The following is a 15,185-nucleotide window of genomic DNA, read 5'->3' as shown; positions in this document are numbered from 1 at the left end:
AAGAATGTTACAAAAATTTACAGGTGAAGATAGGTAAAAAATGGAGCCCGCACATAGGCTGTGCGAGCTCAAAAAAGCGGGCTTAAGAACGACGGTTTAAGCGGTTATCGATAAGCGAATCAACAACACTTGGATCGGCTAGAGTCGAGGTGTCACCTAGGTTATCGAACTCATCTGAGGCAATTTTTCGCAAAATGCGACGCATGATTTTGCCCGAGCGCGTTTTTGGTAAATCGGGAGCCCAATGAATAAAGTCCGGGGTCGCAATTGGACTTAATTCTTTACGCACCCAGTCACGAATTTCTTTGGTTAATTCCTCGGTCACTTCGGTGCCAGACATCGCAATCAGGTACACATAAATACCTTGGCCTTTAAGATCATGCGGATACCCTACTACGGCAGCCTCAGAAATCGCTTCATGCTCTACCAACACACTCTCAATTTCAGCTGTGCCTAAGCGGTGGCCCGAGACATTTAACACATCATCGACGCGACCGGTTATCCAGAAGTAATCATCTTCGTCACGGCGGGCGCCATCACCTGAAAAATAGAGGTTCTTGTAGGCCGAGAAGTAGGTTTGCTCAAACCGTTGATGATCGCCCCACAAGGTGCGCGCCTGCCCCGGCCACGAGTCTTTAATAACGAGGTTGCCATCGACAGCGCCTTCGAGCATCGAGCCTTCGGCATCCACCAGCGCCGGTTGCACGCCAAAGAAAGGCCGTGTCGCCGAGCCTGGTTTGAGTGCCGTTGCGCCTGGCAATGGGGTAATCATGATACCGCCAGTTTCGGTTTGCCACCAGGTATCAACAATCGGACAACGCGAATCACCGATCACCTTGTGATACCACTCCCACGCTTCTGGGTTGATGGGCTCACCCACTGAACCTAAGGTTCGCAACGAGGTGCGTTTACTGGTTTCTGCTGCCGCAGTGCCTTTAGCCATGAGCGCACGTATCGCCGTAGGTGCCGTATAAAGTATGTTGACACCATGCTTGTCAACCACCTCACCAATACGGCCAATACTTGGGTACGTCGGTAAGCCTTCAAACACCAATGTGGTTGCGCCATTCGCCAACGGCCCATAAACAATATAGGTATGCCCTGTCACCCAACCTACATCAGCCGCACACCAATACACGTCGTCTTCATGATAGTCAAAAACATACTCGTGGGTCATCGACGCCCAAACCATGTAGCCGCCGGTGGTGTGCAAAACACCTTTCGGTTGCCCGGTCGAACCCGAGGTATAAAGAATGAACAGTGGGTCTTCGGCGTTCATGGGTTCCGGCTGACACTCCTTGGCAACGTCTTTGATTAAGTCGTGCCACCAAATATCGCGCCCCTCATCGAAGGCCACATCGCCATCGGTATTATTCGCCACCACAACTTTCTCAACGGTTGGACAGCGATCACCTTTTAGCGCTTCATCGACGTTGGCTTTCAGTGGCGTTGTTTTACCGCCACGACGCCCTGCATCGGCGGTGATCACCACCTTCACGCCGCAATCATTTACCCGATCGGCGATAGCATTAGGGGAAAACCCGGCGAAAATCACCGTATGAATCGCACCAATGCGCGCACAGGCCAGCATGGCATAGGTGGCCTGAGGAATCATCGGCATGTAAATAGCGACGCGGTCGCCTTTACCAACACCCAATTCTTTTAAGCCATTGGCAAACCGTGACACTTCTTCATGCAACTGGCTGTAGCTAATTTCTTCACTCACCGAGGGGTCGTCGCCTTCCCAAATAATCGCCGTTTTATCACCACGCTCAGTAAGGTGTCGGTCAACGCAGTTGTAGCAGGCGTTTAAGGTACCGTCTTCAAACCATTTAATGCTGACCTCGCCCGGTGCAAAACTGGTATTTTTAACCTTTGTATAAGGCTTAAACCAGCTGATGCGTTGGCCTTGTTCGCGCCAGAAGCTTTCCGGATCAGCCACACTCTGCTGATACATTTCGAGATAACGGTCATTATCGATATGGGCACGGCTTTTCGCTTCAGCCGGCACTTGATAAACGTTGTGCTGCATAATACCTCCTCATCAATGCCTGCAATGTGCTGCGAACTTGGGGTTAGAGCGTTTTTAACGGCAGCGGACGGCCGAAGTAATACCCCTGCATATAGTTACAGCCTAAATCAGTCACAAAGTCTGCTTGTTCTTTGGTTTCAATGCCTTCTGCTAACACCGCAAAGTCGAGACTTTGGGCAATGTTGATCACGCTGTTAATAAGCACTCGATCACTACGATGGCGGTCGATGCCGGCAATGAAGCTACGATCAATTTTAACAATATCAATAGGTAGACGCTTTAAATAGCTTAAGCTTGAGAAGCCTGTACCAAAATCATCTAACGCAATAGTCAAGCCATGTTCACGCAATGTATGCAGCCGATCAATGGCATATTGCGTGCCCTCGAGCAATATCGACTCGGTCAGCTCTAATTCGACCCACTGGGCACGGCAGCCTGTTTCAGCAAGAGTTTGCAAAACAAAATCGACAAAATTGGCACGATTAAAGTGCAGCGCGGAAACATTAATCGACACCCGCTGCGGCGTTTCTGTCTCTTGCAATTTCACCGCATCGCTAAAGGCTTGGCGAAACACCCACTCGCTTAAAGGCACGATTTGCCCGGTCATTTCTGCTACGGGGATAAACTCACTCGGCGGAATATAGCTGCCATCACTTTGGCGCCAACGCAATAGCGCTTCTACTTGCACCGACTGACGATCGTTACAACGCACGATTGGCTGATAGTGCAATTGCAATTCATCGTGCTCAATGGCCTCTTGCAAACCACTACGCATGGCGGTGGTCGACAACAACCGTTGCGCCATGCTCTTGTCGTACTCCTGAACATGGTTATAACCAAGGCGTTTGGCTTGGTGCATGGCCATATCGGCACGCTGAATCAGTTCCAGTGGCGTTTTTACACTACCAGTTTGATGCGCCACCCCGACACTGGCGGTTAAATAGATTTTATGTTCACCAATATGATAAGGCTGCGCTACCGTCGCCATAATATCATGGGCTAGGGTACTCACTCGCTCAGGGAAGTTCACCGCCCCCTGCAACACCAAAATAAATTCATCACTGGCAAAGCGCGCCAGCTCGCTACGACGCGGCTGTTGGCCATGAAGACGTTCGGCCAGTTGCACCAAAATAGCATCACCAACATGCAGCCCCAGACTATCGTTAATCAGGGTAAACCCATCAAGGTCTATAAACAGTACGGTAACGTCTTGGGTTGCATAAAAATGCTCACCAATATAGTGCTCAATACTACTGCGATTCATTAAGCCGGTCAGGGCATCGTGATGGGCTTGGTACGACAACTGGCGACTTTGAATCTCCAGTGTTGAGTTACGCTCGACCGCCAACACCACCAGCAGCACTAGCCCAATACCACCTACCACTACCAGCATCTGTAAATTCGAGGTTTCTTGCAACGAGTCCAGTTTATACAAGTACGCGGTAGCAGGTATTTCTTGGCTGTAATACATATTGATAACTTCAGAGGTCAGCCGCAGCGCCGAGTCCTGTAAATAGTCAAAGGTGGAGTCTTTAACCCAGAATCCTGAGCGGTCCATCCAAACCCCAGGCTTCACCTCGGTATAGGTTTCAATATCTGTTTCCATGTCGTTCACGAGCGTGGTATCAAGCATCGAACGAACATCCAGCACCGCGAGCAGGTTATACAGCCCAGAATCAATGGCTCCTTCGGCCTCGATAAAATCAACGGGCACTGCAATCACAACTTTCGCACTATGCCCACTCATGCCAAAGGCCGGTAATAACATTCGTGTGTCGCGTGATTTTTGCTCGAGCGCGGCGCGAATCACTGGGTCGGCCATGGCATCTTCAAGGTAGCTTGAACGCGACGGTTTTAGCCGTTCAAAAACCACTCGTTGGTCAGGCGAAACCAGCATCAATGCCTCAAGAAACTCGACTTGTTGCAAGTACGAGGAAATATCTACTTCCATCAACCGTGAGTGCTGCTCAAACGGGTACAACTGCCAACGCTCACCCAACCGCTCAAACAGCTTCATGGTTGACATGCCCAACGTCGCTCGGCTATCGCGTAGCAACTTAATCGAACTATTGCCTTGCTGTTTCAATTCCGACATTTCGCTATGAAACATACCTACACCGAACAACAGCACGGCAAACAAGGTTAACGAGGTAAAGCTTGACGAGGCCCTAGACAGTTTTGGCAACGGTCGCCGACCACGGTAATGGGTACCGTACACGGCAACACCAGCCACCATACCGGCTACGCAAATAATTAAGCTTCCCGTTGGGTGCTTCGCTAACAGCGGCGACTTAAGCAACAAATGCAGAATGAAAAAGGTCAACGCAACACTAAAAACCACAAGCCCATAGCTTGCGCTAACTTGTATGAACCTCTGTTGCCACGCACTGCGCTGCTCGGCAGCAGGCAAAATTGGAATCAAGCTCAGGGCCAAAGGCAGCAAGGCTAAATACACATAGAACGGAATTTGGGAGTTAAAAGAGTCAAAGTAGCTATTGAAAATCAGCGCATCTAGGGCTGCTAACACACCAATCAGGGCAATCACTGATGCGACACGGTGATACGACGCCTTGCCACGCTTATAGCAGCGCAATAAAACGGCGCCGCCAATCGACAGCATCATAATTTGAAATGATGAACTTATGGAATGGTAAAGCAGTTGTTGCGTAGGTTCGAGTAGGCGATACCCGAAAATCAGTAAGCCCGCAAAAAACAGCGCTGTTGCTGTAACTAACTGTACAACCGCTCTAGCCTGCAAATCTGTATTTATTATTTTCATCGGCCAGTTGTCTATACGTTCACGTTAACGTTAGGCCCATCTAACCATACTTTGATTTGCTTGGGTAGAGCTTTTACTTGATCCGCAGGGTTAACCACAGCACTTTAAGTGTGCCGACATCACGTTGCACGAGCCAGCTACGCCCCGAGCGATCAGTGACCACCGCGTGCGTAAGCCCCGGGTTCCGATGAAACTCACGACGCAGCGCGTTTAACGCGGAAAACATCGAATCGCTCTCGTGCTGAGAGTAACTCATGATCGATTCGTTGCCGCGATACAGTGACACCTTGCGGAGTTTGCGCGACCTTGTTTGCTTTCCGTTGGCGACCTTTGAGACCTTCGAGACCATAATTCAGTAATCCTTACTGGGCGAGTGCTTAGCTTACAATGTAAATGCAACATTTAACATATATTTCTTACTTTATTGGCTAACACTCTTAACAAGAGCGTAGCAATTTTTAGCACAGCCTGTTTTTTCTCGAAATATGACGAATGTCAGAGGGCGGTGAAACAAAAACTGCGAATATTTCCTGCAGCCAGTCACAAGCTTGTCCTTAGAGCGTTGAAAAAACATTCAAAAAAATCTCGAAAACTCACAGGTAAATCATATATACTTCAATGAACTAAAACATTCGTTTCAAATGGAATAATAAGAATAAAAAGGGATGGAAGGCTATGCTCATCTTAAGTCGTAAGGCGGGAGAATCACTTAAAATCGGTGATGATGTGACGATTACCATTGCCGAAGTACGTGGTTCACAAGTGCGTATTCAAATTGATGCACCACGTGAAATCGCGGTGCATCGTGAAGAAGTGTATTATCGGATTCAGCAGGAGCGGATCCAGCAGGAAAAAGCCGACGAATCGAGTTAAGAGTCGGCTTTCATTTTCGACCAAATAAGATCATTGATATCGTCGTTGCTCGGCTGATAACCCGTCGGGGCATCCAGCAGTAGCTGTCGCAAGTCATCAATACGGAAGTTTAAACAGGCATCGTCTAAGCGTTCAATGAGCGCGCTCATTTCCGGCCAATCGAGCGCCAGTTCTTGGGCTCGGGAGATACGCGGGTGATCGCACGGCAGCACGTCTTCACCAATCAACAACTCTTCGTATAACTTCTCGCCTGGGCGCAAACCGCTATATACGATTTCAATATCGCCTTCAGGGTGCTCTGGTGAAAGAATCTCGCGGCCGCTTAAATGAATCATCTTGCGCGCCATATCAATAATCTTCACTGGCTCGCCCATATCCAACACAAACACCGCACCGGAATTGCCCATAGTGCCGGCTTGAATCACCAACTGCGCAGCTTCAGGAATAGTCATAAAATAGCGCGTGATATCTGGATGGGTTACCGTTACCGGCCCGCCCTGCTCTATTTGTTTCTTAAACAGCGGAACCACCGACCCCGACGAGCCTAAAACATTGCCAAAACGCACCATCGCAAACCGGGTCGAGGTACTATTGCGCTGCGCCAGACCTTGTAAGGTAAGCTCTGCAAGGCGCTTGGTGGTGCCCATGACATTGGTTGGACGCACCGCTTTGTCGGTCGATATCAATACAAATAGCTCGACATTAGCTTCAATTGCCGCTTCAGCGGTGTACAAGGTGCCAAACACATTGTTGCGCACCCCTTCGACCATGTTGTATTCGACCAAGGGCACATGCTTATACGCCGCCGCATGATAAACCGTCTGCACATGAAACGACTGCATTACCGTAGCAATACGATTTCGGCGCTGTACGGTACCAATCACCGGATAGATATCAATGGCCGGCAGCTGATGGCGCTGAATAAGCTCTTTGAGCTCGCGCTCGATGCTATAAAGACCAAACTCAGAAAGCTCGTATAACACCAACGCCCTGGGTTTTTGCACGATAATTTGCCGACACAACTCCGAGCCAATCGAACCACCGGCGCCTGTCACCAACACCACTTTATCGCGAATGTGTTGCTGCATTAGAGCAGGATCTGGGTCAACGGGATCGCGACCTAGCAAGTCTTCGATGCGTACGTCTTGCAACTGATCAATGGACATATCGCCATTCACCATATCGGCCATACCCGGCACCGTTTGCACTTTAACGTTGAGCTTCTCGAGCGACTCCAGAATTTGTTTGCGCATTGAGCGTGACGCACTCGGCAGCGCCAGCAAAATACGCTCGATACCTTGTTCTTTTACGGCTTGTTCTACCTGTGCCGGGTCAATCACCGGAATACCCAGTAACAGCGCCCGCTGCAAGGTGCTATCGTCGTCGACAAACACCCGCGGGGCGAACTCTTCACCATTGGTCAGGGCCTGCGCCAACTGACGCCCAGCCGAGCCCGCACCATAGATCATCACTGGAATTTTCTTACGGCTGACCATGCGGTGATAGAGCTCACGCATGGCAAAGCGACTGCCACCGACAATCAATAGCGCCATCAAGCCAAAGTTAACAATACCCGTTGCGGGCAAGGTTACATCAAAGGCGTAGATCAAGGCCCACAGTAGTAGCGTTGAAAAAATGGCGCCGGTTAACACCATCGAGAACGCGCGCACCGAAACATACCTAACCACCGCACGGTAAAGCCCTAGCTTGACGAAGATCGCAATCGAGCCAATCACCAACCACGTTGTGACAGCCAGCCAGCCCGTGGCCGACTCGATGTTCAACACATCGCGACTTAAACATAACGCCAGCACCAGCGATACCACTATCGCAAAAATATCGATGATGACGCTAATAGCTCGCTTCGCAGACCGCGGAAGCTGCAGTAAAGAGGTAAGTAGTTTCAAGTGTTTTACGTCCGAGTAAAAAGAATGATTAGTAACCGAATCCCTAGGTTCGAAGTATATCGACCAACGATTATTTCGACAAGTTTTTCTAACTTTTTGTTACGGTAGATCATCATAATTGTTGTTGTTTTTTTGTGTCGGGTGTAGGGTTTGGAGTTGGTTGTTTTCGTTAGTTTAGCGGGGGTGGTGATGGGTGCTTCGGGTTCTGATGGTGTGGTGGGCGGTGGTTCGTTGGGGTCTGGCTCGGGCTCGGGCGGAGGTTCGGGCTTGGGTTCCGGAGGTTCGGGCTTGGGTTCCGGAGGTTCGGGCTTGGGCGCTTCGGATTCGCCGCCGCGGGTGATTCATCATGGTGCGTTCGCCGGCGTTACCGGCTCATGCCACGAACTATTTCTCGGCCCCCACGCCTCACTACTGATCGATTGCGGCCTGTTTCAGGGCGCGGAAACATCAGGCCAAGGTGCCGATTCAAACGATCCCGCCATCGACTTTCCCCTCGACAACGTACATGGGTTAGTGATCACTCACACCCACATCGACCACGTTGGCCGCGTACCCTACCTATTAATGGCCGGCTTCAACGGACCCATTTACTGCACCAGCGCAACCGCACATTTATTACCCCTGGTGATTGAAGATGCCTTAAAAATCGGGCTCACCCGCGACCGCAAACTCATTTCCGCCGTATTGAAACGCCTACACAGCTTGCTCGTGCCCATGGAGTACGATGAATGGCGCTGGGTGGCGGCGGGATCGGGTTCTTCGGCGGGTTCCGAGGCGGGTTCGGGCTCGGGTTCTGGTTCGGCGGCGGATTCGGGTTCATCGGCGGGTTCCGCGGCGCTTAACGGAGTGCGGTTACGCTTGCGACAAGCCGGACACATTCTAGGCTCCGCCTACGCCGAGTTTGAGTGGAATACCATAACCGACGCAGTAAGCAGCGAGCCGAGCGAAACGCACTCTGTTTCCCCTATGCCAAGCGTTGAACTGTTCAATTTACCCGAAGCCTATCGCGTGGTGTTTTCTGGCGACCTCGGCTGCCGCAATACCCCACTGTTGCCCGACCCACAACCCTTGGAACGCGCCGATTTACTGTTTTTAGAAAGCACCTACGGCGACCGCCTGCATGAATCCCGCGACGACCGAACCGACCGACTACGCGCCATTATCGAACGCTGCGTACGCGATCGCGGGGCCGTGCTAATACCGGCCTTCAGCATCGGTCGAACCCAAGAGCTGTTGTATGAAATCGAAGACATCATCGCCAGCAACCACGGCTTTTGGCCCAAAATCACCGTCATTTTAGACTCTCCCATGGCCGCCAAATTTACCGCACTTTATCGCAAGCTCTCGAAACTATGGGACCAAGAAGCCCTGCAACGCCGCGCCGATGGCCGTAACCCACTCGACTTCAGCCGCCTACACACCGTCGACAGCCATGCCGATCACGAGCACATCGTCAATCACTTACGCAGCTCCGGCGACCCATGCATCGTTATCGCCGCCAGCGGCATGTGCGCCGGCGGACGCATGGTCAACTACCTCAAAGCCCTACTCCCCGACCCGCGCACCGACGTCATCTTCGTCGGCTACCAAGCCGCTGGCACCCCGGGCCGCGACATCCAACAATACGGCCCCGACGGCGGCTACGTCGACCTCGACCACCAGCGCATCAACATCCGCGCCGGCATCCACACCATCGGCGGCTACTCCGCCCACGCCGACCAACGCGAACTCGTCGCCTTCGTCGAAAGCGCCAACCCACCCGTCACCGAAGTCCGCCTCATCCACGGCGACCACCACGCCCGCCACACCCTCACCCAAACCCTCAGAGGGGGCAGCCCTTACAATGTAAAGACGTTTTCACCAGAGGGGGCTGCCCCCCCTTAACTTTCCTCGTGGCTTAGTGTTGCTAGTTTGTAACCGAGCTTCGCCGCCATCTGTAAGCGAAAAGTTTCGCTACCAAAGACAGACTGAAGTCTCTGCGCCTCACGCATTTGCTTACGAAACGCGTTATACATATCACTATCCACATCGGTTTCGTTGACAAGCTTACGGTAGGCGCGACGGCAATCGAGTAGGGTTGGCCCCATACGCATAAAGGAAAAATGCGGCACAATAAATGATGAATGCAAGCCTTCAGCATTATGCCGATAAGAGCTCCAATGCCATTGTCTGGGGTGAGATACTAAGCGTGCTTTAACAGGATTAAGTTCAATATAGCGGTAGGCGATCAGCGCATACTCGTCATAATCGACTAAGGAAGAAAAATATCGTTTTTCATATAAAGTGCCGGTTCGCTTGTATTTTTGATTGTAGTACGTGGTGTATTGCCCAGCGATACACATCATCATACGACCCGTTGTCTTCCGCTCAGCTGGCGTTGCCAAAATGTGCACATGATTAGGCATAAACGCCCAAGCGTGAACAGAAATACCATACTTTTCAGAGAACTGAATCAATAGCCCCGCAAAGCGCTGAAAGTCGTCATCATCGTGGAAAATTCGTTGGCGATTATTGCCCCGCTGCGTGATATGCAGCGCAACCCCTGGTACATCGTTCCGTCTTAAGTTTGGCATAAACAACCTCCTTGTTGTTGCATGGAAGTTGATTATACCAGAGGGGGCAGCCCCCCTCCGCGAAACCATCTTTACAATGTAAGGGCTGCCCCCTCTGGTGGAAGACTACAATGAGTCGTTCGGGGCGATCACATTGAAGCGCTCGCGCGCGCCGTCCACATCAACGATCACTCGGTTCAGCTGCCACTGTCCAGCGTCGCGGGTGGCGTAGGCGAACACTGTCGCATCGCCATCCGGCCCACTTACATTATATTGCAGCTTGGCCGTACCACTTGGCCCGCTGATACTAACGTTACCCAAGACAAAAAAGCCTGGCTCGATGGGCTCTCCCAGCAAGGCGTGAACAGCCGCATGCTCAGACACAGCTTTAAACGAGAGGTCGTATGCCTCACCTTTCATCATGTTTATCAAGAAGTAAACCAACACTGCAGCAAGCGCCGCAAGCCCAGCTACAATACCGACAACAATCAATATCCATTTCGTATTCCGCTTCACGCACCCTTCCTTTTAGATTTATTATTATCAAGAACAAAATCCGACATTTCCGCTGCTAATATACTTTATCTCGTACAAATAACCAGAAGGGGCAGCCCCCCTCTGCGGAATCGTCTTTACATTGTAAGGGCTGCCCCCTCTGGTGAAACCGTCTTTACATTGTAAGGGCTGCCCCCTCTCATGTCGTTTCTGTGCATCCGAATGATGCGCAGAAACGTACTATACTCTGACGACACTAATAAAAAGGAGCTCACATGAGCACACCAGAACAGCTAGGGCGTCAGCTACAGCAGGTCGCACTGGGCGATCGAGAGGCTTTTAAGCAGCTGTACCTCGCCACATCCGACAAACTTTTCTCGGTAAGTTTGCACATTCTCAGACGTAACGATTGGGCCGAGGAAGCCCTGCAGGACGCATTCATCAAGGTTTGGCATAGCGCCAGCGACTACTCAACACAACGCGGCAGCGTGATGAGCTGGCTGATCAGTATGGTGCGCTATCGCTCTATCGACATGCTTCGCAATAAAGGAAACCAAACATTAGGGAGTGATGCGCTGCCCGACATTCCCGCCAGTGAAGCCGATCACCTTGATATTAAACTAAGCGCGAGCGAAAACTCGGAACAACTGAAAAAGTGTCTCGATGAGCTACAACCAAGCACTCGACAAAGCATTCAGTTAGCTTTTATTTATGGCCTCAGCCACCACGAAGTTAGTGCTTACTTAAGCGAAGCCTTAGGTACAGTGAAGAGCTGGATCCGCCGCGGTCTCGACAGCTTAAAGGGGTGCTTGCAACGATGAACTACCAAACGACCGAACGCCAACATCAACTCGCGGCACGTTATGTGCTTGGCAGCATGCGTGGTCAAGCACGTCATAAATTCCAGCGCTTACTAATGGAGCAGCCTAAGTTACGCGACGAAGTCACTTTTTGGGAATTACACCTTAACGAGCTTGCCGCCCAGCTCCCCGAGCAGCAGGCCCCAAAGTCGACTTGGCTTACCATTGAAACTCGGCTGGGCTGGCGGCGCGGGCAAAGCTCGAATCCGCTGGAGAAGAAAGCTGGCAATGGCTGGCGTTGGCTCACGGGCGCTCTTGCCGCACTGCTGGTGCTGGTAATGCTCAACCAAACGCTCCTTACCCCGACGCCAGTTCCTGAAGCCGACCGCATTGCTGTCATTCAAAACAGCGAAGCACGCACGTTATGGCTACTCGAACAGCGTGAGCAACTGCTAGAAGTGGCAGCCGTCGGTGCCATCGAGCCTCTCACTAATGAAGACTATGAACTGTGGATGCTGCCGGCCAGCGGCGCTGCCCCCATCAGTTTGGGGTTGCTACCACAACAAGGCCGTCGTAGCTTAAATGTACCGGCCAACGTCGACCTGCAAACAATTGCAGCGCTGGCAGTGAGTCGCGAACCGCTGGGCGGCTCACCGCTTGATGTACCCAGTGGCCCCGTGTTATTTACCACTGATTTCATAACAGTTTCAGGTAGTTAGAAATAATTTAAATAAACCTGCATCCAAAGGACCCTCTCAATCGGAGTTGTTAATGCAAGACAACTTAACAACAACGATTGCGAGGGATTCTAATGCAGAACTTCAAAGCGAATACACAGACAAACGCAAAGAAAAGCTATGTGGCAGTCGCCGTAGCGACACTACTGTTGAGTGCCGGCGCACAAGCCTCAAGTCACCGTGAAGCGCCAAATATTACGCGCTTTCCAACCGTCGACTCGACCGACTTTTACCTCTTTAATAGTTACGAACCGGGACGCGAGGGCTACGTTACCGCAATAGCTAACTATGTACCTTTGCAAGACGCCTATGGCGGCCCGAACTATTTCGCCATGGACCCAGCCGCCGTTTACGCCATTCATATCGATGCCGATGGTGATGCCGTCGAAGACTATACTTTTGAGTTTCGTTTCAACCAAGACCAGCCCAATGGCGGCGTAAAACTCACAGTCGGTCCAGAGGGTAACAGCCGCGACGTCAGCGTACCGCTCAAGCACATCGGCGGGGTCAGTCCCGGCGATAACAGCGCTCTTAACTTTCGCGAAACCTACCAGGTTGAGCTTGTTACCGGAGCCCAAAAATCAGGCAGCAGTAGCACGGTAAACGGCTCCAGCGGTGAGATGGAATTCGTCAAGCCCTACGCTTATGTCGGCGACAAAACCTTCAGCAGCGCCAGCGCTTATCAGGACTACGCCGATCAGTATGTGTACGACATCAATATTCCCAATTGCGCCAGCCCCGGCCGTGTATTCGTAGGGCAGCGCAAAGACCCGTTCACCGTCAACCTCGGCAAAACTTTCGATTTGGTGAATTACGTTCCTGTTGAAGGCGATAGCGCGCCAGGTGCAGGTGACGGCGGCGGTTTTCCAGGCGGCATCACGCAAGACACCGCAAATGACGACTTAAATGACAAAAACGTCAATACCATCGCCTTAGAACTACCAACCGCTTGTGTCACCGGCGACGGCAATGGCGTTATCGGCGCGTGGACCACTGCGAGCCTGCCCCAAGCTCGAATTTTAAATCCAGAAGCTGACCTAGCAAAACCTGAAGTCAATGGTGGCGCCCTCGTACAAGTTTCACGCCTAGGTTCGCCATTAGTGAATGAACTGGTGATTGGCGTCGACGCCAAGGACACCTTCAGCGGCGCACACCCTAGCGACGACGGCCAGTTTGCTGATTTTGTCACGCATCCAACGCTACCGGTGATCTTAGATTTATTATTCCGCGACGCGGTGAATGCCACCTTAGGAACCAACTTCGACACCATCGCACCGACCAACTACCCGCGTGAAGATCTGGTTGCGGCGTTTTTAACTGGCTTCCCGGGCGTCAACCAGCAAGCGAGCGTTACACCATCTGAGATGCTACGTCTGAATACTGCGATTCCAGCGACACCAGCTTCCATGCAGTCGCCTTTTGGCGTCGCGGGGAATGACTTAGCGGGCTTCCCCAACGGTCGTCGCCCAGGTGACGATGTGGTCGACATCGCGCTCCGCGTGGTGATGGGCGCCCTGTGTCATGACATTCCAGTAAACGGCGAGCCAGTGAATCTTGGCTACTGTGCACCGGAAGACGCGAATGTCGGCGACGCGCCATTTACCGATGGTGCCCCTCTTGATGCAAGCTTCGTCGACAGCAGCTTCCCGTACCTGATCACGCCTATTTCAGGCTCAGCAGAATAGGAGCTTTCGAATGATAAACATTAACTTACGTGCAATTGCCACAACACTAGTGATGGCCTCAGCGATGCTGGTACTGGTCGGTTGTAACAACGACTCCACCAGCGCACCGATGCCGCCTCCAGACATGGGCGGCGGTGATGGCGACGATACAGTGTCGTTTCGGACACTGGTACGTGACGCCTATGCCCAAGAACCTCACGCGGCACCACTGACAATCAATGGTAAGGATATCGAATTCGATGTGATGACGACCGCGGAGTTCGACGACCTTGTGGCATCGGGGACGATCCATGGACAGGGCTAACACACGCTGGCTACCTCGCCTCGCACTTGGCCTTAGTTTGCTAAGCTGCGCGGCGCACGGTAGTGCATCAGAGACCTTAAACGTATCAGGGAGAGGCTACACCACGGACGGTGTAGTCTCCTCTGCTGATGCGGGGGCTTTGACTGAGGCTTTGAGTGAGGCTGACGCCCTGCAATACGGACATCGCTTCGACGACGCCTTAAACGTACTCGACCAAGTGCTCAAGCAGCAGCCCGATCACTTGCAAGCACGGCTCATGCAGGCCCGCATCCATCTTGCCCAAGGCGCGCTCAAGCAAGCCCAACGCAGCTGCCAAGCCTTACTCGGCGAAGTAAGCATGACGCTGTCGGCAACCTGCTTACTTGAAGTTGCCGGGCGCATGCATCCAGACCGCCTTGCCAACACCTACCAACAACTTTCCAAGCTCTATCAACAACAGCCGGCGAGTAAGGATATCCGTCACTGGCAACAACAGATTTTAGCTGAACAAGCCTATGCGCTAGGCCATTATGACGACGTCGCAAGGTGGTTTGCCGGCCGCGACTTTAAGGACCATCCCGTGGTCAATCAAAAATTATTAGCCGACGCTTGGCTTGCGGCAGCAGACCCGCAACGTTTACTCGCAGCCTACCCCGAGTGTCCGCAACTTGGCCAACTACCCGAAGATAGCATGCTGGTGCGAATTGCCCACGCGTCGATTGCCGCGAACAGTGACCGCCACTGCTGGCAGCAACTCACCGCGGAGCGTATGCAGATCCGTATCGCTCGCGACGAAGCACTGCATACCGCCGACATCGCCTACTATTTTGCCTACGTCGCCATTGAACCAACACAAGCCCTACATTACGCCGAGCTCAACTACAACGTTGCCAAAGAGCCCGCCGATCAAGAACTACTCGAACGAGCAAGGAGCCTACAATGAAACACTATCTTTTACTGATACCTCTGCTTTGCCTGGCTTTCACGGCGCAAGCACATGACTTTAGCACCAGCGTTTTAACCTTGGAGCCCGGCACTGACG

General features: G+C 52.1%; 13 protein-coding genes. 7 read left to right on the top strand and 6 right to left on the bottom strand.

Annotated elements, in window-relative coordinates; all coding sequences use genetic code 11:
- Positions 1-82: 82 nt before the first annotated feature.
- The 3 genes from acs to PSI9734_RS08295 all read right to left on the bottom strand — a co-directional run bounded on the left by acs (position 83) and on the right by PSI9734_RS08295 (position 5,067).
- Positions 83-2,032: an acetate--CoA ligase gene (acs, locus tag PSI9734_RS08305; RefSeq protein ID WP_173920642.1), complete on the bottom strand. Its 1,950-nt coding sequence runs from the start codon at positions 2,030-2,032 to the stop codon at positions 83-85.
- Between the two features lie 43 nt (positions 2,033-2,075).
- Positions 2,076-4,811: a putative bifunctional diguanylate cyclase/phosphodiesterase gene (locus tag PSI9734_RS08300; RefSeq protein ID WP_173920641.1), complete on the bottom strand. Its 2,736-nt coding sequence runs from the start codon at positions 4,809-4,811 to the stop codon at positions 2,076-2,078.
- Positions 4,812-4,884: 73 nt separating this feature from the next.
- Positions 4,885-5,067, bottom strand: a complete 183-nt coding sequence (locus tag PSI9734_RS08295; protein ID WP_173920640.1) for a hypothetical protein — start codon at positions 5,065-5,067, stop codon at positions 4,885-4,887.
- Between the two features lie 419 nt (positions 5,068-5,486).
- Between PSI9734_RS08295 and csrA the strand changes: the two genes are divergently transcribed.
- Entirely contained in the window at positions 5,487-5,684 is a 198-nt protein-coding gene (csrA, locus tag PSI9734_RS08290; protein WP_173920639.1) for a carbon storage regulator CsrA, read from the top strand.
- On the opposite strand, the gene PSI9734_RS08285 is transcribed toward csrA, so the two are convergent.
- Complete coding sequence (locus PSI9734_RS08285) at positions 5,681-7,591, bottom strand: polysaccharide biosynthesis protein (protein WP_246194832.1); 1,911 nt, start codon at positions 7,589-7,591, stop codon at positions 5,681-5,683. The two genes, csrA and PSI9734_RS08285, sit on opposite strands and share 4 nt — an antisense overlap.
- Before the next feature lie 309 nt (positions 7,592-7,900).
- On the opposite strand from PSI9734_RS08285, the gene PSI9734_RS08280 reads away from it, so the two are divergent.
- Positions 7,901-9,475 (top strand): MBL fold metallo-hydrolase RNA specificity domain-containing protein, encoded by a 1,575-nt coding sequence (locus PSI9734_RS08280; protein ID WP_246194831.1) that lies wholly within the window; start codon positions 7,901-7,903, stop codon positions 9,473-9,475.
- Here the strand turns inward: PSI9734_RS08280 and PSI9734_RS08275 are convergent.
- Both PSI9734_RS08275 and PSI9734_RS08270 read right to left on the bottom strand, forming a co-directional pair.
- Positions 9,472-10,164 carry a transposase gene (locus PSI9734_RS08275; RefSeq protein WP_173920637.1) on the bottom strand — a complete coding sequence of 231 codons (693 nt, stop codon included), beginning with the start codon at positions 10,162-10,164 and terminating at the stop codon, positions 9,472-9,474. The two genes, PSI9734_RS08280 and PSI9734_RS08275, sit on opposite strands and share 4 nt — an antisense overlap.
- A 105-nt stretch (positions 10,165-10,269) precedes the next feature.
- Entirely contained in the window at positions 10,270-10,659 is a 390-nt protein-coding gene (locus PSI9734_RS08270) for a cytochrome c oxidase assembly factor Coa1 family protein (protein WP_173920636.1), read from the bottom strand.
- 254 nt (positions 10,660-10,913) lie between these two features.
- On the opposite strand from PSI9734_RS08270, the gene PSI9734_RS08265 reads away from it, so the two are divergent.
- From PSI9734_RS08265 to PSI9734_RS08245, 5 genes are all read left to right on the top strand, one after another.
- Positions 10,914-11,459: a sigma-70 family RNA polymerase sigma factor gene (locus tag PSI9734_RS08265; RefSeq protein WP_173920635.1), complete on the top strand. Its 546-nt coding sequence runs from the start codon at positions 10,914-10,916 to the stop codon at positions 11,457-11,459.
- Positions 11,456-12,157, top strand: coding sequence for an anti-sigma factor (locus PSI9734_RS08260; protein WP_173920634.1), 702 nt, complete (start codon positions 11,456-11,458; stop codon positions 12,155-12,157). The genes PSI9734_RS08265 and PSI9734_RS08260 overlap by 4 nt, the downstream gene beginning before the upstream one ends.
- Before the next feature lie 92 nt (positions 12,158-12,249).
- Entirely contained in the window at positions 12,250-13,860 is a 1,611-nt protein-coding gene (locus PSI9734_RS08255) for a DUF4331 domain-containing protein (RefSeq protein WP_173920633.1), read from the top strand.
- A 10-nt stretch (positions 13,861-13,870) separates the two neighbouring features.
- Positions 13,871-14,164, top strand: a complete 294-nt coding sequence (locus tag PSI9734_RS08250; protein WP_173920632.1) for a hypothetical protein — start codon at positions 13,871-13,873, stop codon at positions 14,162-14,164.
- The gene (locus tag PSI9734_RS08245) at positions 14,151-15,086 is read left to right on the top strand and encodes a tetratricopeptide repeat protein (RefSeq protein WP_173920631.1); all 936 of its coding nucleotides are present in this window, start codon (positions 14,151-14,153) and stop codon (positions 15,084-15,086) included. Before PSI9734_RS08250 ends, PSI9734_RS08245 begins: the two co-directional genes overlap by 14 nt.
- Positions 15,087-15,185 lie beyond the last annotated feature (99 nt).

This window comes from Pseudidiomarina piscicola, assembly GCF_902806985.1.
In the GTDB taxonomy this organism is placed as follows: Bacteria; Pseudomonadota; Gammaproteobacteria; order Enterobacterales; family Alteromonadaceae; genus Pseudidiomarina; species Pseudidiomarina piscicola.
This window is presented reverse-complemented; position numbering and strand designations above follow the sequence as displayed.

What these genes read in the sequence shown, in the direction of transcription:
- acs (WP_173920642.1), bottom strand. Translation starts at nt 2,032, where the DNA reads ATGCAGCACAACGTTTATCAAGTGCCGGCTGAAGCGAAAAGCCGTGCC.
- PSI9734_RS08300 (WP_173920641.1), bottom strand. Translation starts at nt 4,811, where the DNA reads ATGAAAATAATAAATACAGATTTGCAGGCTAGAGCGGTTGTACAGTTA.
- PSI9734_RS08295 (WP_173920640.1), bottom strand. Translation starts at nt 5,067, where the DNA reads ATGAGTTACTCTCAGCACGAGAGCGATTCGATGTTTTCCGCGTTAAAC.
- csrA (WP_173920639.1), top strand. Translation starts at nt 5,487, where the DNA reads ATGCTCATCTTAAGTCGTAAGGCGGGAGAATCACTTAAAATCGGTGAT.
- PSI9734_RS08275 (WP_173920637.1), bottom strand. Translation starts at nt 10,164, where the DNA reads ATGCCAAACTTAAGACGGAACGATGTACCAGGGGTTGCGCTGCATATC.
- PSI9734_RS08265 (WP_173920635.1), top strand. Translation starts at nt 10,914, where the DNA reads ATGAGCACACCAGAACAGCTAGGGCGTCAGCTACAGCAGGTCGCACTG.
- PSI9734_RS08260 (WP_173920634.1), top strand. Translation starts at nt 11,456, where the DNA reads ATGAACTACCAAACGACCGAACGCCAACATCAACTCGCGGCACGTTAT.
- PSI9734_RS08255 (WP_173920633.1), top strand. Translation starts at nt 12,250, where the DNA reads ATGCAGAACTTCAAAGCGAATACACAGACAAACGCAAAGAAAAGCTAT.
- PSI9734_RS08250 (WP_173920632.1), top strand. Translation starts at nt 13,871, where the DNA reads ATGATAAACATTAACTTACGTGCAATTGCCACAACACTAGTGATGGCC.
- PSI9734_RS08245 (WP_173920631.1), top strand. Translation starts at nt 14,151, where the DNA reads ATGGACAGGGCTAACACACGCTGGCTACCTCGCCTCGCACTTGGCCTT.